This is a genomic window from Marinobacter salarius (genome assembly GCF_032922745.1).
GTDB lineage: Bacteria > Pseudomonadota > Gammaproteobacteria > Pseudomonadales > Oleiphilaceae > Marinobacter.
The window spans coordinates 2,663,407-2,680,125 of the sequence record NZ_CP136693.1 but is presented as its reverse complement, the minus strand read 5'-3'; the positions used below and the strand labels follow the sequence as shown (position 1 = coordinate 2,680,125).

Genomic DNA, 16,719 nt, shown 5'->3' with positions numbered 1-16,719 from the left:
CCGTTACTGGCTGCCATCCTCATGCGGCTGACTGCTCGCTGTTATGCACACGGCGATGGAGGATGCTCGAAAACTCATCGGCAAAGGTTTCATAGTTCTTCAGCAGAGCGTCGGAAATAGCGGAGAATCGGTTGTAGGCAATCACCGCGGGTATGGCCGCAAACAGGCCCATCGCCGTTGCTATCAAAGCCTCGGAAATACCAGGGGCCACCGTGGCGAGGGTCGCTTGCTGAACCTGAGCCAGCCCCCGAAACGAGTTCATGATGCCCCAGACCGTACCAAAGAGACCGACATAGGGGCTGGTAGAACCCACGGTTGCAAGAAACGGTAAATGCATCTCCAGCCGCTCCTGCTCCCGGGAAAACGCCACTCGCATCGCACGCTGGGTACCTTCCATAACGGCATCGGCATCACGGCTTTGCTGGCGCAGACGGGAAAATTCCTTGAAACCGGCCCGGAACAACGACTCCATGCCGGAGAACGGCGTCGGATTACTGTTCACTTCCCGGTATAGCTGACCCAGGTCCATTCCGGACCAGAACCGTTCCTCGAACGCATACTGGGCCTGCTTGGCCTTGCGGAACACCTTCAGGCGCTGGAAGATCAGTGCCCAGGAGATAATGGACGCCAGGGCAAGCAACAGCATGACCAGCTGAACCAGCACGCCGGCGTTGGCGATGAGATACCAAACAGAAACTTCTGACTCCACCTTTTACTCCTGGATTATTCCACTTGTGAATTGGTTTTCAGGCTACTTTCCAGCAACTCCAGCATGTTTACCGGAAGGCGTCTTGGCCGGCCGGAATCCAGTGCAATACAGGCCACACGCACATCCGCCGATGCCAGTATCTTGTCATCGGAGCTACGCACGACCTGCTGACGAAAATCCATCCATACACGGCCGAACGCCACTGGCTCCGCGGTCACTCGCAACTCATCGTCGAGCCTGGCCGGGGCACCGTAGTGGATCGCCAGGCGCTGGACAACGTAACTGATGTTGTCCGCGAGGCCGGCGCGAAGCCCGACACCCTTATGACGAACCCACTCCGTGCGGGCACGCTCCATATAATGCAGGTACTTCGCATGGTATACGATACCGCCGGCGTCGGTATCCTCGATGTACACACGAACCGACAAACCGACCGACGAATCATAGCGCTCAGTCAAAAAGGTCCTCCCGCTCCGGGCCAGATGGCACGACGCCGAAATGCTGGTAGGCATTCGACGTCACCATTCGCCCACGGGGCGTTCGCACCATGAAGCCCTGCTGGATCAGGAACGGCTCAAGAACGTCTTCGATAGTGCCTCGTTCTTCACTGATCGCCGCTGCCAGACTTTCGACACCGACCGGGCCACCATCAAACTTTTCAATCATCGCCAAAAGCAGGCGCCGGTCCATGTGATCAAACCCCTGGGCGTCCACTTTCAGCATGTTCAGTGCCTGGTCCGCAATGGACTCACTAATGCTGCCATCCGCTTTTACCTCAGCAAAGTCACGCACTCTGCGTAGCAGGCGGTTGGCAATACGGGGTGTTCCCCGGGAACGACGGGCAATTTCGTAAGCACCGCCGTTGTCGATAGAGACCGATGACAATCGCGCGGAACGGAGAATAATATCCGTCAGATCCTTGGTGTTATAGAACTCAAGGCGCTGGACGATGCCGAAACGATCCCGCAGCGGCGACGTCAGAAGCCCGGCGCGTGTCGTCGCACCCACCAGGGTAAAGGGGGGCAGGTCCAGTTTGATGGAGCGGGCCGCCGGGCCCTCTCCAATCATGATATCCAGTTGGTAGTCTTCCATCGCCGGGTAGAGCACTTCTTCCACGGCGGCGCTGAGACGATGAATTTCATCAATGAAGAGGACATCACCCTCTTCGAGGTTGGTCAGCATGGCGGCCAGATCACCGGCTTTTTCCAACACCGGGCCGGATGTGGTCTTAATGGACACACCCATTTCATTGGCAATGATGTTGGCGAGCGTGGTCTTGCCCAGCCCCGGCGGACCAAAGATCAGCACATGATCCAATGCCTCCTGGCGACCTCGCGCGGCGGAAATGAAGATTTCCATCTGCTCCCGCACAGCCGGCTGACCAACATAGTCCGCAAGCACACCGGGACGGATCGCTCGATCCTGCACTTCCTCGTATTGTCCGGCCTGGGCTGTAATCAGGCGATCCGATTCAATCATTGAACTACCCGCTCAGAGGAAATCAACAACATGCCTGCACACTCGTATCGGGTTCATTATGCCCCAATTGTACAAACGGCGCTTTTGCTGTCACGTTACGCTCTCTACACATATGGGGCCAGGATGCGATTAATGACACTCTTTTAATCAACCCGTTAATCAGCCCATCAACTGGCAGGAATCATTGCCCGTAGCGCCAACCGAATCAACTCCTGGCTCGACATGCCCTCCTCCGCAACCTTGCTGATGGCCTTCGACGCCTCCTGTGGCTTGTAACCCAGGGCAATCAGGGCGGCTTCCGCCTCGTCCCTGGGGTCATGACCTGCAGCAACGCTCGCGTCGGCTGAGTCGGAGGTAACCGTCGCATTTGGCGACGCTGGTATAAACTGCCCTTCAAGTTGCCCTATACGATCTGTCATTTCAATAAGCAGGCGTTCGGCGGTTTTCTTGCCAACACCAGGAAGCTTGACGAGGGCATTGGCATCGCGAGCTTCAACGCAGCGGATAAACTGATTCGCATCCAACCCTGACAGAATCCCCGCAGCAAGTTTGGGACCAACCCCATTGACCTTGATCAGCAAACGGAACAGGTCCCGGTCCAGCCGTGAAGAGAAGCCGTAGAGGCTCTGGGCGTCCTCACGGACAACAAAGTGGGTGTGGAGAACCAGCTCGTTGCCAGTTTCAGGAAGGTTAAAGAAGGTGGTGTAGGGAATATCAACTTCATACCCCAGGCCAGCGCATTCCACCAATGCCTGCGCGGGGGATTTTTCAATCAGGATGCCTCGGATACGACCAATCAACGGGTTTCTCCCTGGACTTCAATGCGTCGGTTATTGTCTTCGGACCCGGCCACTGCGCACTTTTCCGCCACCGCCAGATGCCAGCCTGGCAACGCTCTGGCTCATGTGGGCGTGGCATAGCGCAATCGCCAGGGCATCTGCGGCGTCGGCCTGGGGCTTGCGGGACAGCGCCAGCAACACCTGGACCATATGCTGGACCTGGGACTTGTCAGCACCACCCTTACCCACCACCGCCTGCTTAACCTGGCGGGCGGAATACTCGTGAACGGGCAAACCGCTGTTGGCGGCCGCTACAATCGCAGCTCCTCTGGCCTGCCCCAACTTCAACGCTGAATCCGGGTTACGGGCCATGAACACCTGCTCAATGGCGAATTCTTCGGGGCGGTACTCACCAATCAACGTGGCCAGGCTGTGGAAGATGGTTTGCAGGCGTTCCGCCATGGGCTTCTCACCCACCCGGATACAACCACTGTCAATGTACTCAATCACACGGCCTTCAGCCCGTACAACGCCGTAACCGGTAATGCGCGACCCGGGGTCCACCCCCATGATTATCGACACGTTGCGTCCTTATTGATGGAGTGCCTCCATCACGTCCGCCGATATATCGGCGTTGTGATAGACATTCTGCACATCGTCCAGGTCTTCCAGCATATCGATGAGCTTGAGGATGGGCTCTGCTCCCTCCTCATCCAGCTCTACGGTGGTTGAGGGCACCATAGTGACTTCTGCGTTATCGGGTATCAGGCCGGACTCCACCAGGGACTGTTTAACGTCGAGGAACTGATCTGGCACGGTGACTATCTCGAAAGACCCGTCGCCGAGCGTCGCCAGGTCCTCGGCACCGGCAACCAGGGCCGCTTCCATCAGCTGGTCTTCGTCCATCTCCGGGCTGTAGCTGATAATACCCTGCTTACTGAAAAGATACGCTACCGAACCATCAGTGCCGAGGTTGCCGCCCATCTTGTTCAGGGCATGACGAATGTCGGCCACGGTGCGGTTGCGGTTATCCGTCATGACTTCCACAAAGATCGCAACGCCACCAGGACCGTACCCTTCGTAGGTCGGTTCCTCGTAATTGCTGTCGTCACCATCCCCGGCGCCCCGCTCAACGGCGCGCTCGATGGTGTCCTTCTTCATGTTGGCAGTCAGGGCCTTGTCGATGACGCCCCGCAATCGCGGATTGTCATCCGGGTTTCCCCCGCCCTGACGGGCCGCCACCGTCAACTCGCGAATGATCTTGGTGAAAATCTTACCGCGTTTGGCGTCCTGAGCCGCTTTACGGTGCTTGATGTTGGCCCATTTACTGTGTCCAGCCATAATCAACTCCGTTCAGTCGCGGAGCACACACGAGGGTGTGCTCCGGCATTGCGTTACTCGCCTGTCTGGGTGTCTTCCTTATTTTCGCCGGCCTTGGCCGCGGGCTTGCGGCGGCGGATATGAAGCTCACGCAACTGCTTGTCGTCCACTTCTCCGGGCGCCTGTGTCATCAGACAGGTGGCGCTCTGGGTTTTGGGGAACGCAATCACATCACGGATGGAGCTGGCGCCTGTCATCAGCATGATCAACCGGTCCAGGCCAAACGCCAGGCCACCATGGGGAGGGCAACCGTATTTCAGCGCATCCAGCAGGAACCCGAACTTGGCCCGCGCTTCTTCGTGCTCAATACCCAGGGTACGGAACACACTTTCCTGCATTTTTTCGTCATGAATACGGATGGAACCGCCACCGAGCTCGGTGCCATTCAGCACCATGTCGTAGGCGCGGGACAATGCCGTCGCCGGTGACGCTTCCAGTTCCTCGCCAGAACAGGACGGCGCCGTGAACGGATGGTGAATCGCGGTCAGGCTTCCGTCAGACGTTTCCTCGAACATCGGAAAGTCCACTACCCACATCGGCGCCCACTCGGACGTCAGCATGTTCAGGTCGTGGCCGACCTTGATGCGAAGCGCGCCCAGGGCTTCGTTGACCACGTTGGTCTTATCGGCGCCGAAGAACACAATATCGCCATCTTCCGCACCGGAGCGCTCGATGACGGCCTGTGCAACGTCGTCACCCAGGAATTTGATGATCGGCGACTGCAGGCCTTCAACGCCCTTGGAAGTATCATTGACCTTGATGTAGGCCAGCCCCTTGGCGCCGTAGATACCCACGTACTTGGTGTAGTCGTCGATCTGTTTGCGGGTCAGCTCGCCGCCCTTAGGAACACGTAGCGCTGCTACGCGGCCCTTGGGGTCATTAGCCGGACCGGCAAACACCTTGAAGTCAACGCCCGCAACCAGATCCCCCACATCAACCAGCTCAAGCGGGATACGCAGATCCGGCTTGTCGCTGCCATAGCGCTGCATTGCCTCGGCGTACGGCATGCGCGGGAACTCCGGCAGATCCACTTCCAGCACATCCTTGAACAGGGAACGAATCATGTTCTCGTTCAGGGTCATCAAGGTCTCCTCGTCGATGAACGAAGCCTCGATGTCAATCTGCGTGAACTCGGGCTGACGGTCGGCACGCAGGTCTTCGTCACGGAAACACTTGGCGATCTGGTAATAGCGATCCACACCGGACACCATCAGCAACTGCTTGAAAAGTTGCGGGGACTGGGGAAGCGCGAAGAAGGAGCCCTCATGGGTGCGGCTTGGCACCAGATAGTCACGTGCGCCTTCCGGCGTGGCTCGGGTCAGGATGGGCGTTTCGACATCCATGAAACCATTGCTGTCCAGGAAGTTGCGAATATAGCTGGTCACCCTGGAGCGGAAACGCAGTCGGTTCAGCATTTCTGGGCGACGCAGGTCTACAAAGCGATACTTCAGGCGAACATCTTCGCCCACATCCACATGCTCATCCAGCGGGAACGGAGGCGTTGCAGCGGCATTCAGGATGGACAACTGCTTACCCAGCAGTTCGACCTGCCCAGTCGGCATGTTGGCGTTTTCGGTACCGGCGGGACGACGGCGCACACGGCCGGTCACCTGGATCACGAATTCACTGCGGACCTTCTCCGCCAGATTGAAGCTCTCTGGGGTATCCGGATCGAACACGACCTGGGAAATGCCGTCCCGATCGCGAAGGTCCAGAAAGATCACCCCGCCGTGATCGCGGCGACGATGAACCCAACCGCAAAGAGTAACTTCCTGATCGATGTGAGATTCGTTGATTCCACCGCAATAATGACTGCGCATACCGGTTCCCGTTGTATCTGATGTGTGCGTAAAAGTTTGCAAAAATGGTTCTGGCGGACCCTACTGCAAAAGCGGCCTATTATAAACACAATGAACGGGAAAATCAGGCTTCCATCACCGTGGGTGACGGTAAAACGTTTGGCCGCTAGAATGGGCCGATTTGCCGCCCTATTTACCGCCCTATGGAGCCGCCCTTGTCAGCCCGAGCCGAACAGAAACTCCGCACTCGCCGTGCCCTGATGGATGCTGCCCTTGCTCAACTAAGCGCGGACCGGGGCTTCGGCAGCCTGAGCCTGCGGGAAGTGGCAAGGGAAGCTGGCATTGCGCCGACATCTTTCTACCGGCACTTTTCCGAACTCGACGAGCTGGGGCTTGCCCTGGTGGATGAAGGCGGTGTCGCCCTGCGGCAGCTTATGCGCCAGGCACGCAAGCGAATTGCACGGAACGGCAGCGCCATCAGCACGTCAGTGGATACCTTCATGGAGTATCTTGGCAACAACTCCAACCTGTTTCGTCTGATGCTGCGGGAAAGCACCGGGGTATCAAAACCCTTCCGCACTGCCATCAAGGCTGAAATCGACCACTTTGTGACCGAACTGGCGGCAGATCTGGCCCGTATCGCGGATGAAGAGAATCGCCCCCTATCAGACTCGAAACTGGTGGCGGACGCCATGGTGACACTGGTGTTCAATCAGGGCGCCGAGGCGCTTGACGCAACACCACCGGAAAAGGAAGCCTTGAAGGACAAACTGAAAACCGAGCTCAGGATGATCCTGGTTGGATCACGCACCATCGCTCGGCATAAACGCTAAGCCACTCGGCTTTGGCGGAGGAGATTGCTACGCCACTATTTGCGAAAGCCGGCCCAGCAACGGCTTCAGTTGTTCGCTTATTCTGGCCAGGTCGCTGACACTGTAGGGCTTCGGCGGAAGCTTGCCCCAGACAGGACCAGGCCAGGCGGAATCGCCTTCAAAACGCACGATATGATGAAGGTGAAGTTGCGGCACCATGTTACCCAACGCCGCAACATTGAGCTTATCCCCACCGAACAATTCCATCATGCCCTCCCCAAGAAGGGACGATTCCGCCAGCAGCTGCCGCTGTTGCTCCGGAGCCAGCTGATAGATCTCCCGCACGCCATCAACCCTGGGCACCAGAAGGATCCAGGGCCAGTTGCTGTCGTTCATCAGCCGAATTTCACACAGCTTGCTCTGTCCGAGGCTGACTGTGTCAGCTTCCAGACGCTCGTGCAGGACAAACGGCGACTCCGCCCCACTCATATCAACCTCCGTGGAACTGATTCCTGCCACGGCCAATGGCGTAGTAGATCATACCGTGGCGCTCGAGCATGTCGGGTTCATACAGGTTACGTCCGTCAAAGACCACAGGCTCTTTAATCGTCGCGGCGATGGCTGCAAAGTCCGGTGACCGGAACTCCTTCCACTCGGTGCAGATGGCCAATACATCCGCGCCTTTCAGCGCCTGCTCCTTGGTTCCGCATAGAGTCAGCCCAGGCTGGTCGCCGAAGATACGCTGGGTCTCTTCCATCGCTTCAGGATCGAAGGCCTGCACACTCGCACCGGCATTCCAGAGATCCTGCATCAGGGCACGGGACGAGGCTTCACGCATATCGTCGGTGTTGGGCTTGAATGCCAACCCCCAGATTCCGACCACCTTACCCTTCAGGTTGCCATTGAAGTAATGACTGATCTTGTCGAACAACACATGCTTCTGGGCGTTGTTCACGGCTTCCACGGCGTTCAGCAGGCGGGAATCGTAGTCACAGTCCCTGGCTGTGCGGGTCAGCGCCTGTACGTCTTTCGGGAAACAGGAGCCGCCATAACCGCAACCGGGATAAATGAAGTGGTAGCCGATGCGGGGGTCAGAACCGATACCCCGGCGAACGTTCTCGATATCGGCACCGAGGCGCTCCGCCAGGTTGGCTATCTCGTTCATGAAGCTGATCTTGGTGGCCAGCATGGAGTTGGCTGCATACTTGGTCAGTTCCGCAGACCGGATGTCCATGAAGATCATGCGGTCGTGGCTACGATTGAATGGGTAGTAGACCTCGTGCAGCACCTCCTTGGCCCGCTCACTGTCGGTGCCAACGATGATGCGGTCGGGCTTCATGAAATCGGTGATGGCCGCCCCTTCCTTCAGAAACTCGGGATTGGACACCACATCGAATTCGAGCTCTAACCCGCGCTTGTCCAACTCGGAGCGCACCGCAGCCTTAACCCTGTCTCCGGTACCAACCGGCACAGTAGACTTGTCCACAACCACTTTGTACTCGTCCATGTACTGTCCGATGGCGCGCGCCACGGCCGTCACATACTGCAGGTCGGCTGAACCGTCTTCATCCGGCGGCGTACCCACTGCAATGAACTGCAGCACACCGTGAGCTACGGCTTCTTTGGTATCGGTGGTGAACGCCAGACGGCCGGCCTCAACGGTATGCTTTACGATGGACTCGAGGCCAGGCTCATAAATGGGGATATGACCGTTTTTCAGCTTATCGATCTTGCCCTGATCCACATCCATGCATAGAACATGGTGGCCCACGTCGGCCAGACATGCACCCGTCACAAGCCCGACGTATCCAGTCCCGAAAATAGTAATTTTCATCCGTCAAAACCCTGAAATTGAATTTGTTTAAAGCATGGGGACAAGCAGCCTCAGGCTTGCTTATCCTGCCAGATCTTTTCCCAGGTCAGGGCTGTGCCGACGATGGTATCCAGGTCATCGTAATCCGGCTGCCAGCCCAGTACCTTTTTGATTCGCGAGTTGTCCGCCATCAGCGCGGCTGGGTCCCCTGCCCGACGGCCGGTTTCCTGCACCGGAAAGTCGTTGCCTGACTGGCGCTTGACGACATCAATAACTTCGCGGACGGTAAACCCACGCCCGTAGCCGCAGTTCAACACTCGCGACTCACCACCACCGGCCATGTAGTCCAACGCCATCACATGAGCCTTGGCCAGGTCTTCCACGTGGATGTAGTCGCGGATGCAGGTGCCATCACGGGTGTCATAGTCGGTGCCAAACACGCTCATACCATCGCGCTTGCCCGTCACACATTCACACGCAACCTTGATCAGGTGCGTAGCTTCAGGTGTTGCCTGCCCCAGCAAACCTTCAGGATTGGCCCCAGCTACGTTGAAGTAACGCAGGATCACGTAATTGAGGGACGATGCGGCAGCCAGATCCATGATCATCCGCTCGCTCATCATCTTGGAGGCGCCATAGGGATTGATCGGAGCAAGCGGTAGATCTTCCGTCAGTACCGTTTCCTCTGGCATACCGTAGACGGCAGCCGTGGATGAAAACACCATGTAGGGCACCTGGTTATCTTCGACGGCCTTCAGAAGATTCAGCGTGTTACGGGTATTGTTGCGGTAGTACTTGAGGGGATTCTCCACCGATTCCGGCACCACGATATTGGCGGCGAAATGCAGCACGGCTTCAAAGCGGTGCTGGCTGAAAAGGTCCGCAATGGCCTGTTCATCGCCGAGATCTCCGACCACCAGCTCGCCACAGGTGACCGCCCAGCGGTAACCGGTGGACAGGTTATCGAAAATGACAATGTCGTGTCCGGCTTCGCCCAACTGCCTTACGACATGACTACCTATATAGCCGGCTCCGCCGGTTACCAGAACTTTCATGATCGATCGTCACTCCTTCCCTGAAAACAATTGTCTTCTGCGGCGGATGTCTGTTCGTCTCCGCGCGAAAAAATCACTGATAATCTCACTACATGGCCCCGCAAGAACACCACCGACAGATTCCACACGCCAATTCAGGTGTTCCTCTTCCAGCGTCCTCCGGGCGGATTCAACAGCGCCCGCTTTCGGTTCCGAAGCACCGTATACAAGACGACTGACACGGCTATGCACAATAGCGCCCACACACATGGTGCACGGCTCAAGGGTGACGTAAAGCGTGGCACCCGGCAACCGGTAATTGCCCGCGCGCCTTGCCGCGTCCCGCAGGGCACGTATTTCAGCATGAGCTGTGGGGTCGCATCCACTGATCGGAGCATTATAGCCAGCTCCAATTTCCCGTCCATCCAACACGACCACTGCACCAACCGGCACCTCACCAGCGGCTGCCGCCTGACCAGCCAACTGCAGCGCACGCTTCATCCAGGAATGATCATCATCAGTGCCAGCCATAATGCCTGCCCAGGTCACAGAACCCCTATTCGCCACGTCAACGTTCAATAAAACGGGGTATGCAACTTATTAAAACAAAAGGTTTATTGAGGGATGATTAAAGAGTGCTGCAACAATATCTGAGGCGGCATAATTGGTACCATCATCAACCAGGCAACATATTACCAAAGTTGGAAACGAGTGCGCGAATACCTGAAATTCCGCCAATTCAGCAGCTCTCATCATCGGCCTGGCATTTACCTTAGGGTAAAAGCACGCCAAACCGGAACTTTGATTACCTCACAGTGTCCATGACATGGTGACGTACGATTACAATAAAGGTCTTTCCGAATGACAGGAGTCGTTCCCATGAGCCTACCTGCATCCCTGACAGTTGCAGCCGTTCTTCTGCTCGGCACCACGCAAGCTTCCCTTGCGCAAAACAATTCGCAATCTTCACTACCCGAAGGTGCCGGCAAAGCATTGGTCGAGAACGCCTGCACAGCCTGCCATGGCGTCTCCACCATCAAACGCTCAGCTGGTTACAGCTCACCTGAAGAGTGGCGACGGGTTTTCTCCACCATGATTGACCTGCAAGATGAGCAGGCCACCAGGGTCGCCAATTATCTGGCCCAACACTTTCCGGAAGACCCCGGCAGGCGACCAACTCTGGTTCCGGGAAATGTCGACATTGAGATTACTGAATGGACAACACCTACCCTTGGGCAACGCACTCGGGACCCGATTGAAGCACCAGACGGCTCTATCTGGTGGACAGGTATGTGGGCAAGCCTGGTTGGAAAACTGAACCCGGATACTGGCGAAATGAAAGAATACAATTTACCGCCATCAGCCCGGCCACACTCCATTGTCCCTGATGAGGATGGCAACATCTGGTACACCGGAAACAGTAATGCCACCATTGGAAAGCTTAATCCGGACACCGGAAATATCACTGAATATGAAACGCAGGCCAAAGACCCTCACTCTGCTGTATTTCACCCCAACGGCAACCTGTATTTCACGGCTCAGCACGCGGCCATGCTGGGCCGACTGGATCCCGACACCGGCATGTTGAAGGAAGTGAATACCGAAGCAAGGCCCTATGGAATCAAGGTAGATTCCAGCGGCACCGTTTGGATTGCCTACAATGGCACGAACAAGATCGGCGCCATGGATCCGAACACTATGGAGGTCCGTTATTACAACCTGCCGGATAAACGAACCCGAGTACGTCGGCTTGACCTGGATAGCCAAGGCAACGTCTGGTACGTCAATTCAACGAGGGGAAAAATCGGCCGACTGAATCCGGATACCGGCGCAATCACTGAATGGGATTCTCCCAGTGGCCCGGACTCTCATCCTTACGCATTGGCCGTTATCGACGACATTATCTGGTACAACGAATCGGGCATGCGACCTGATGCGCTCGTCAGATTCGACCCGAAAGCCGAGACCTTTCAAAGCTGGGCCATTCCCTCGGGAGTTGGGATCATTCGTAATGTCTGGGTGACTGAGGAAGAAAACCTGCTAATCCATCAAAGCAGCACCAATCAGGTCGGATTGGTCAGGATTAACTGACCGACCCAACCTGCACACCGGTCACTCCCACTCGATGGTTGCCGGCGGTTTGGAGGAAACGTCGTAGGTTACCCGGGACACACCTTCAATTTCATTGATGATGCGATTGGATACCGTTTCCAGCAGATCGTACGGTAGGTGTGCCCAGCGCGCCGTCATGAAATCGATGGTTTCCACCGCACGCAATGCCACTACGTATTCATAGCGGCGTGCGTCTCCTACCACTCCAACCGATTTGACGGGCAGGAAGACCGCAAATGCCTGACTGGTCTTGTGGTAAAAGTCAGCACGGTGCAACTCTTCCAGGAAAATAGCGTCAGCCCGACGAAGGATTTCGGCGTATTCCTTCTTCACTTCACCCAGAATCCGCACGCCCAGGCCTGGACCTGGGAACGGGTGGCGATACACCATGTCGTAAGGCAGACCAAGCTCCAGGCCAATACGGCGAACCTCGTCCTTGAACAGCTCCCGCAGTGGCTCCACCAGTTTCATTTTCATGGTTTCCGGCAGGCCGCCCACATTATGGTGGGACTTTATGACATGGGCCTTACCGGTCTTGGAGGCTGCGGATTCGATGACATCCGGGTAGATAGTGCCCTGGGCCAGCCAGTTCACATCGCGGATGTTGGCCGCTTCTTCGTCGAACACATCAATAAAGGTGTTGCCTATGATCTTGCGCTTCTGCTCGGGATCATCGACACCCTTCAGCTTGGACAGGAACAAGTCTTCGGCATCGACCCGAATGACCTTAACACCCATATTGCTGGCGAACATATCCATCACCTGGTCGCCTTCGTTCAGGCGTAGCAGGCCGTTGTCCACGAATACACAGGTCAACTGGTCGCCGATGGCTTTGTGAAGCAGCGCGGCGGTAACGGAAGAATCCACACCACCAGACAGCCCCAGAAGCACCTTGCCACTGCCCACCTGATTACGGATCTGTTCTACCGCATCGTCAACGATCTTGGCTGGCGTCCACAGAGCCTCGCACTGGCAGATGTTGAGAATGAAGTGCTCGAGGATGCGCTTGCCCTGCAGGGTATGGGTCACTTCCGGGTGGAACTGGACGCCGTAGAGGTTACGCGACGTATCCTGCATCGCCGAAATCGGCGCGCTCTCCGTCGACGCCAGCAGCTCGAAGCCGTCCGGCATCACCACAACCTTGTCGCCATGGCTCATCCACACGTCCAGCAACGAATCGCCGGTTGCCGTGAGGTGGTCTGTAATGTCTTTCAGCAAAGGTCCCTTGGCACGCACCTTGACCTGGGCATAGCCGAATTCCCGCTTCTCGGAACTGGCAACACGGCCACCCAGTTGCTCGGCCATGGTCTGCATGCCATAACAAATGCCCAGAACCGGAATCCCTTTTTCGAACAGGCCTTCCGGCGCCCGGGGGCCGCCCAGTTGAGTCACTGACTCTGGACCGCCCGCGAGAATGATGCCTTTGGGATTGAACTCTTTCAGTTCCTCATCGGTAATATCAAAGGCCTTGATCTCACAATAGACCCCAATTTCCCGAACGCGGCGCGCGATCAGCTGGGTATACTGGGAACCGAAATCGAGAATCAGAATGCGGTGATCGTGGATGTTGTGGGCCATGAAATCCTCGGAGCAGAAAGAAAAAGCGCGGCTCACTGGATGAGCCGCGCCTGAATCGACAATGGTCAGCCGATACGGTAGTTAGGTGCTTCTTTGGTGATGGTCACGTCGTGGACGTGGCTCTCACGCATGCCCGCATTGGTGATGCGGACGAATTCAGGCTTGGTGCGCATTTCTTCCATGGTGGCACTGCCGGTGTAACCCATGGAAGCCCGCAAACCGCCCATTAACTGGTGCACAATATTCCGCATTGGGCCCTTGCAGGCAACGCGACCTTCAATGCCTTCCGGCACCAGCTTTTCGATGCCTTTGCTGGCGTCCTGGAAGTAACGGTCGCTGGAGCCCTGACCCATGGCACCAATGGACCCCATGCCGCGGTATGCCTTGTAGCTGCGCCCCTGATATAGCTCAACCTCGCCCGGCGCTTCGTCAGTACCGGCCAGCAGGCTGCCAATCATGACACTGTAGGCTCCGGCTGCAATGGCCTTGGAAATATCGCCAGAGAAGCGAACGCCACCATCCGCGATCAAGGGCACGCCACGGTCTTTCAAGGCGGCTGCCACATTGGACACGGCGGTGATCTGAGGCACGCCAATGCCGGCCACGATACGGGTGGTGCAGATGGAACCGGGACCGATACCCACCTTGACCGCATCCGCACCGGCGTCCGCCAGATCGATTGCGGCATCAGAGGTGGCTATATTGCCACCGATCACCTGAACCTCCGGAAAATGCTCTTTAATCCAGCGAACCCGGTCAATCACGCCCTTGGAGTGACCGTGGGCTGTATCCACCACGATCACGTCAACACCGGCCTCAACCAGCGCGGCTACCCGTGCATCCGTATCCGCACCGGTGCCGACGGCTGCGCCAGCTCGAAGACGACCCTGTTCGTCCTTGCAGGCCAGCGGATAGTCCTTCGCCTTCTGGATATCCTTGACGGTGATCAGCCCGCGCAATTCGAAGTCGTCATTCACGACCAGAACTTTTTCAATGCGGTGGCGATGCAACAGCTCTTTCACGTCGTCCAGGTTGGCGCCCTCTTTCACCGTCACCAATTTGTCCTTGGCGGTCATGATTTCAGAGACAGGCGTATCCAGGCGGCTTTCAAAGCGAATATCACGACCGGTGACGATACCCACCAGATCGACACCATCCACCACCGGCAGACCCGAAATGTTGTTGGCCATGGTGATGTCCACCAGTTCGCGAACCGTGGTGTTCGGCGTTACCGTAATGGGATCCTTGACGACGCCGCTTTCGAATTTTTTGACCTTGCGGACGGCCGCAGCCTGCTGCTCAACAGACATGCTCTTGTGCATAATGCCGATGCCACCTTCCTGGGCCATGGAGATGGCCAGATCAGCTTCGGTCACGGTATCCATAGCCGCCGATACCAACGGAATATTCAGGGTGATACCTTTGGTCAGCTGGGTTTGCAGGCTGACCTGGTGAGGAAGAACCTCTGAGCGTCCTGGAACGAGCAGTACATCGTCAAAGGTGAGGGCTTCTTCGGCAATTCGCAGCATTGGGATCCGCCTTTTGAACATGCTAGATTGGAGAATTCTGACACCACACCCCGCAGACTGTGGCAGTGCAAAATTCTTAATCGACCTATTATAAATGGGCCTTGGTTGACAGTAAACCGGGGCTGATTACCTATTGGGTTGCATCTTTTTGAATTTTCGCTATTTTTACTCTCCAATTTTCGGCTTTTGCGTATACCGCGACCCGACAGAAACGAAGGAGCACCCCCCTTGGACAACGGTTTCCAGGATTCCCGGCCCCGTGCGCTGAGTGTCAGCGAGCTCAATCACCAGGCCCGCCATCTGCTGGAAGCCAGCTTTATGCAGGTTTGGGTTGAGGGCGAATTGTCCGGGTTCTCCCGCCCCTCTTCTGGCCATTGGTACTTCTCCCTGAAGGATCGCAAATGCCAGATCCGCTGCGCCATGTTCCGGGGCTTCAACCAGCGGGTGAAAGAGATTCCGAAGGAAGGCGAGCAGGTCCGCATCCGTGGCAAGGTTACGCTCTACGAGAACCGGGGCGATTTCCAGATCATCGTCGAGCATATCGAGCCTGCGGGACTGGGCGCACTACAGCAGGCCTATGAGGAGCTCAAACGCAAACTGCAAATGGAAGGCCTGTTCGACGCCGCACGCAAGAAATCGCTGCCTTCAACCCCTAGTCACATTGGCGTTGTGACATCGCCCACCGGTGCCGCCATTCACGATATCCTGACCGTACTTGCCAGACGATGCCCGGCCATTCCCGTTACCCTCTACCCCACCGCTGTCCAGGGACAGGCGGCAACGGCTGATATTGTCCGCGCCATTGATCGGGCAGCCCGGCACGGCGTCGCCGATGTGCTGATTATTGGTCGTGGTGGCGGCTCACTGGAAGATCTCTGGTGCTTCAACGAGGAAGCTGTGGCCCGCGCCATCGCAGCATGCCCGCTACCAACGGTCAGTGCGGTTGGTCATGAAGTGGACGTTACCATTGCTGACTTTGTCGCCGACCTGCGAGCACCCACGCCGTCCGCTGCTGCGGAAAAAATATCACCCGACCAACAAGACTGGCTGCGACAGCTCAGGGAACGGGAACATCGACTCGCCGGCGCCGCCAGCCGGGCCCTCAAACGGATGGGGACTCAACTGGCGCATCTTTCCGCCAGGCTCAGGGATCCTCGGCGTGAACTGATGGAAAAGGCCCAACGCATGGATGATCTCGACCTGCGGCTGGGCAAGGCCATGCGCCAGCGAATCGAACGGGAAAAGGTGCGATCTGAGCACCTTGGCCAGCGCCTGGGAATGCAATCTCCCGCAAAGCGACTTGACGACAACCGCAGGAGCGTTAGCCAACTGTCCGAACGACTGGCCCGCGTCGCCGGCCAGTCCGTCGTCCAACGCCGGGAGCGACTTGAGCATCTGGCCCAAACGCTGCATGTGGTCAGCCCATTGGCGACCCTGGGCCGGGGGTACGCCATCGTTCAGCAGGAAAACGGGGATATAGTTCGCCAGGCCAGTGAACTCAAGCCCGGCGATAGGGTCACCGCCCGTGTCGCCAGTGGGCATCTTGAAGCGAGCGTGACCGCAGTCAATTCAGGAAACCAATAACTTTCAAAAAGACAGAACCTTAGCCTATGGTCTAGTAGTCCTACACCTCAAAGCGCCTAAAGTTGTGGGTAATACCAAACACAACAACAATAGTGATGCGAGGTGGATGTT

General features: G+C 57.0%; 16 protein-coding genes. 3 read left to right on the top strand and 13 right to left on the bottom strand.

Going from position 1 to position 16,719, the window contains the following annotated elements; translation table 11 throughout:
- Window positions 1–19: 19 nt before the first annotated feature.
- The 7 genes from tolQ to aspS all read right to left on the bottom strand — a co-directional run bounded on the left by tolQ (window position 20) and on the right by aspS (window position 6,167).
- Window positions 20–709: a protein TolQ gene (tolQ, locus tag R1T46_RS12385; RefSeq protein ID WP_007152467.1), complete on the bottom strand. Its 690-nt coding sequence runs from the start codon at window positions 707–709 to the stop codon at window positions 20–22.
- A gap of 14 nt (window positions 710–723) precedes the next feature.
- On the bottom strand, window positions 724–1,167 hold the full coding sequence (gene ybgC, locus R1T46_RS12380; RefSeq protein WP_317305584.1) for a tol-pal system-associated acyl-CoA thioesterase: 444 nt from the start codon (window positions 1,165–1,167) through the stop codon (window positions 724–726).
- A complete protein-coding gene (ruvB, locus tag R1T46_RS12375; protein WP_317305583.1) occupies window positions 1,160–2,188 on the bottom strand; it encodes a Holliday junction branch migration DNA helicase RuvB in 1,029 nt (342 codons plus the stop codon). Before ruvB ends, ybgC begins: the two co-directional genes overlap by 8 nt.
- 167 nt (window positions 2,189–2,355) lie before the next feature.
- Window positions 2,356–2,988, bottom strand: coding sequence for a Holliday junction branch migration protein RuvA (gene ruvA / locus R1T46_RS12370; protein WP_317305582.1), 633 nt, complete (start codon window positions 2,986–2,988; stop codon window positions 2,356–2,358).
- A 30-nt stretch (window positions 2,989–3,018) separates the two neighbouring features.
- The gene (gene ruvC / locus R1T46_RS12365) at window positions 3,019–3,549 is read right to left on the bottom strand and encodes a crossover junction endodeoxyribonuclease RuvC (protein WP_317305581.1); all 531 of its coding nucleotides are present in this window, start codon (window positions 3,547–3,549) and stop codon (window positions 3,019–3,021) included.
- A gap of 9 nt (window positions 3,550–3,558) precedes the next feature.
- The gene (locus tag R1T46_RS12360; RefSeq protein ID WP_317305580.1) at window positions 3,559–4,308 is read right to left on the bottom strand and encodes a YebC/PmpR family DNA-binding transcriptional regulator; all 750 of its coding nucleotides are present in this window, start codon (window positions 4,306–4,308) and stop codon (window positions 3,559–3,561) included.
- Between the two features lie 53 nt (window positions 4,309–4,361).
- On the bottom strand, window positions 4,362–6,167 hold the full coding sequence (gene aspS / locus R1T46_RS12355; RefSeq protein ID WP_317305578.1) for an aspartate--tRNA ligase: 1,806 nt from the start codon (window positions 6,165–6,167) through the stop codon (window positions 4,362–4,364).
- Between the two features lie 194 nt (window positions 6,168–6,361).
- Between aspS and fabR the strand changes: the two genes are divergently transcribed.
- On the top strand, window positions 6,362–6,979 hold the full coding sequence (fabR, locus tag R1T46_RS12350) for an HTH-type transcriptional repressor FabR (RefSeq protein ID WP_075196207.1): 618 nt from the start codon (window positions 6,362–6,364) through the stop codon (window positions 6,977–6,979).
- Window positions 6,980–7,006: 27 nt separating this feature from the next.
- On the opposite strand, the gene R1T46_RS12345 is transcribed toward fabR, so the two are convergent.
- Genes R1T46_RS12345 through tadA form a run of 4 tightly spaced genes read right to left on the bottom strand, consistent with a single transcriptional unit; the run spans window position 7,007 to window position 10,336 of the window.
- Window positions 7,007–7,447, bottom strand: coding sequence for an HIT domain-containing protein (locus R1T46_RS12345; protein ID WP_269399940.1), 441 nt, complete (start codon window positions 7,445–7,447; stop codon window positions 7,007–7,009).
- Between the two features lies 1 nt (window position 7,448).
- Window positions 7,449–8,792 (bottom strand): UDP-glucose/GDP-mannose dehydrogenase family protein, encoded by a 1,344-nt coding sequence (locus R1T46_RS12340; protein WP_317305577.1) that lies wholly within the window; start codon window positions 8,790–8,792, stop codon window positions 7,449–7,451.
- 50 nt (window positions 8,793–8,842) lie between these two features.
- Complete coding sequence (gene galE, locus R1T46_RS12335; protein WP_317305576.1) at window positions 8,843–9,826, bottom strand: UDP-glucose 4-epimerase GalE; 984 nt, start codon at window positions 9,824–9,826, stop codon at window positions 8,843–8,845.
- A gap of 9 nt (window positions 9,827–9,835) precedes the next feature.
- Window positions 9,836–10,336 (bottom strand): tRNA adenosine(34) deaminase TadA, encoded by a 501-nt coding sequence (tadA, locus tag R1T46_RS12330; protein WP_317305575.1) that lies wholly within the window; start codon window positions 10,334–10,336, stop codon window positions 9,836–9,838.
- Between the two features lie 348 nt (window positions 10,337–10,684).
- On the opposite strand from tadA, the gene R1T46_RS12325 reads away from it, so the two are divergent.
- Window positions 10,685–11,896, top strand: a complete 1,212-nt coding sequence (locus tag R1T46_RS12325; protein WP_317305574.1) for a hypothetical protein — start codon at window positions 10,685–10,687, stop codon at window positions 11,894–11,896.
- A gap of 21 nt (window positions 11,897–11,917) precedes the next feature.
- Here the strand turns inward: R1T46_RS12325 and guaA are convergent, their stop codons facing one another.
- Window positions 11,918–13,495, bottom strand: coding sequence for a glutamine-hydrolyzing GMP synthase (gene guaA / locus R1T46_RS12320; protein WP_317305572.1), 1,578 nt, complete (start codon window positions 13,493–13,495; stop codon window positions 11,918–11,920).
- A 65-nt stretch (window positions 13,496–13,560) separates the two neighbouring features.
- Complete coding sequence (guaB, locus tag R1T46_RS12315; protein WP_317305571.1) at window positions 13,561–15,024, bottom strand: IMP dehydrogenase; 1,464 nt, start codon at window positions 15,022–15,024, stop codon at window positions 13,561–13,563.
- 228 nt (window positions 15,025–15,252) lie between these two features.
- Here guaB and xseA point away from each other — a divergent pair, with 228 nt between their 5' ends.
- On the top strand, window positions 15,253–16,608 hold the full coding sequence (gene xseA / locus R1T46_RS12310; RefSeq protein ID WP_317305570.1) for an exodeoxyribonuclease VII large subunit: 1,356 nt from the start codon (window positions 15,253–15,255) through the stop codon (window positions 16,606–16,608).
- The last annotated feature ends 111 nt before the right edge of the window (window positions 16,609–16,719 follow it).

What these genes read in the sequence shown, in the direction of transcription:
- ruvB (WP_317305583.1), bottom strand. Translation starts at nt 2,188, where the DNA reads ATGATTGAATCGGATCGCCTGATTACAGCCCAGGCCGGACAATACGAG.
- R1T46_RS12360 (WP_317305580.1), bottom strand. Translation starts at nt 4,308, where the DNA reads ATGGCTGGACACAGTAAATGGGCCAACATCAAGCACCGTAAAGCGGCT.
- aspS (WP_317305578.1), bottom strand. Translation starts at nt 6,167, where the DNA reads ATGCGCAGTCATTATTGCGGTGGAATCAACGAATCTCACATCGATCAG.
- R1T46_RS12345 (WP_269399940.1), bottom strand. Translation starts at nt 7,447, where the DNA reads ATGAGTGGGGCGGAGTCGCCGTTTGTCCTGCACGAGCGTCTGGAAGCT.
- R1T46_RS12340 (WP_317305577.1), bottom strand. Translation starts at nt 8,792, where the DNA reads ATGAAAATTACTATTTTCGGGACTGGATACGTCGGGCTTGTGACGGGT.
- galE (WP_317305576.1), bottom strand. Translation starts at nt 9,826, where the DNA reads ATGAAAGTTCTGGTAACCGGCGGAGCCGGCTATATAGGTAGTCATGTC.
- tadA (WP_317305575.1), bottom strand. Translation starts at nt 10,336, where the DNA reads ATGGCTGGCACTGATGATGATCATTCCTGGATGAAGCGTGCGCTGCAG.
- R1T46_RS12325 (WP_317305574.1), top strand. Translation starts at nt 10,685, where the DNA reads ATGAGCCTACCTGCATCCCTGACAGTTGCAGCCGTTCTTCTGCTCGGC.
- guaA (WP_317305572.1), bottom strand. Translation starts at nt 13,495, where the DNA reads ATGGCCCACAACATCCACGATCACCGCATTCTGATTCTCGATTTCGGT.
- guaB (WP_317305571.1), bottom strand. Translation starts at nt 15,024, where the DNA reads ATGCTGCGAATTGCCGAAGAAGCCCTCACCTTTGACGATGTACTGCTC.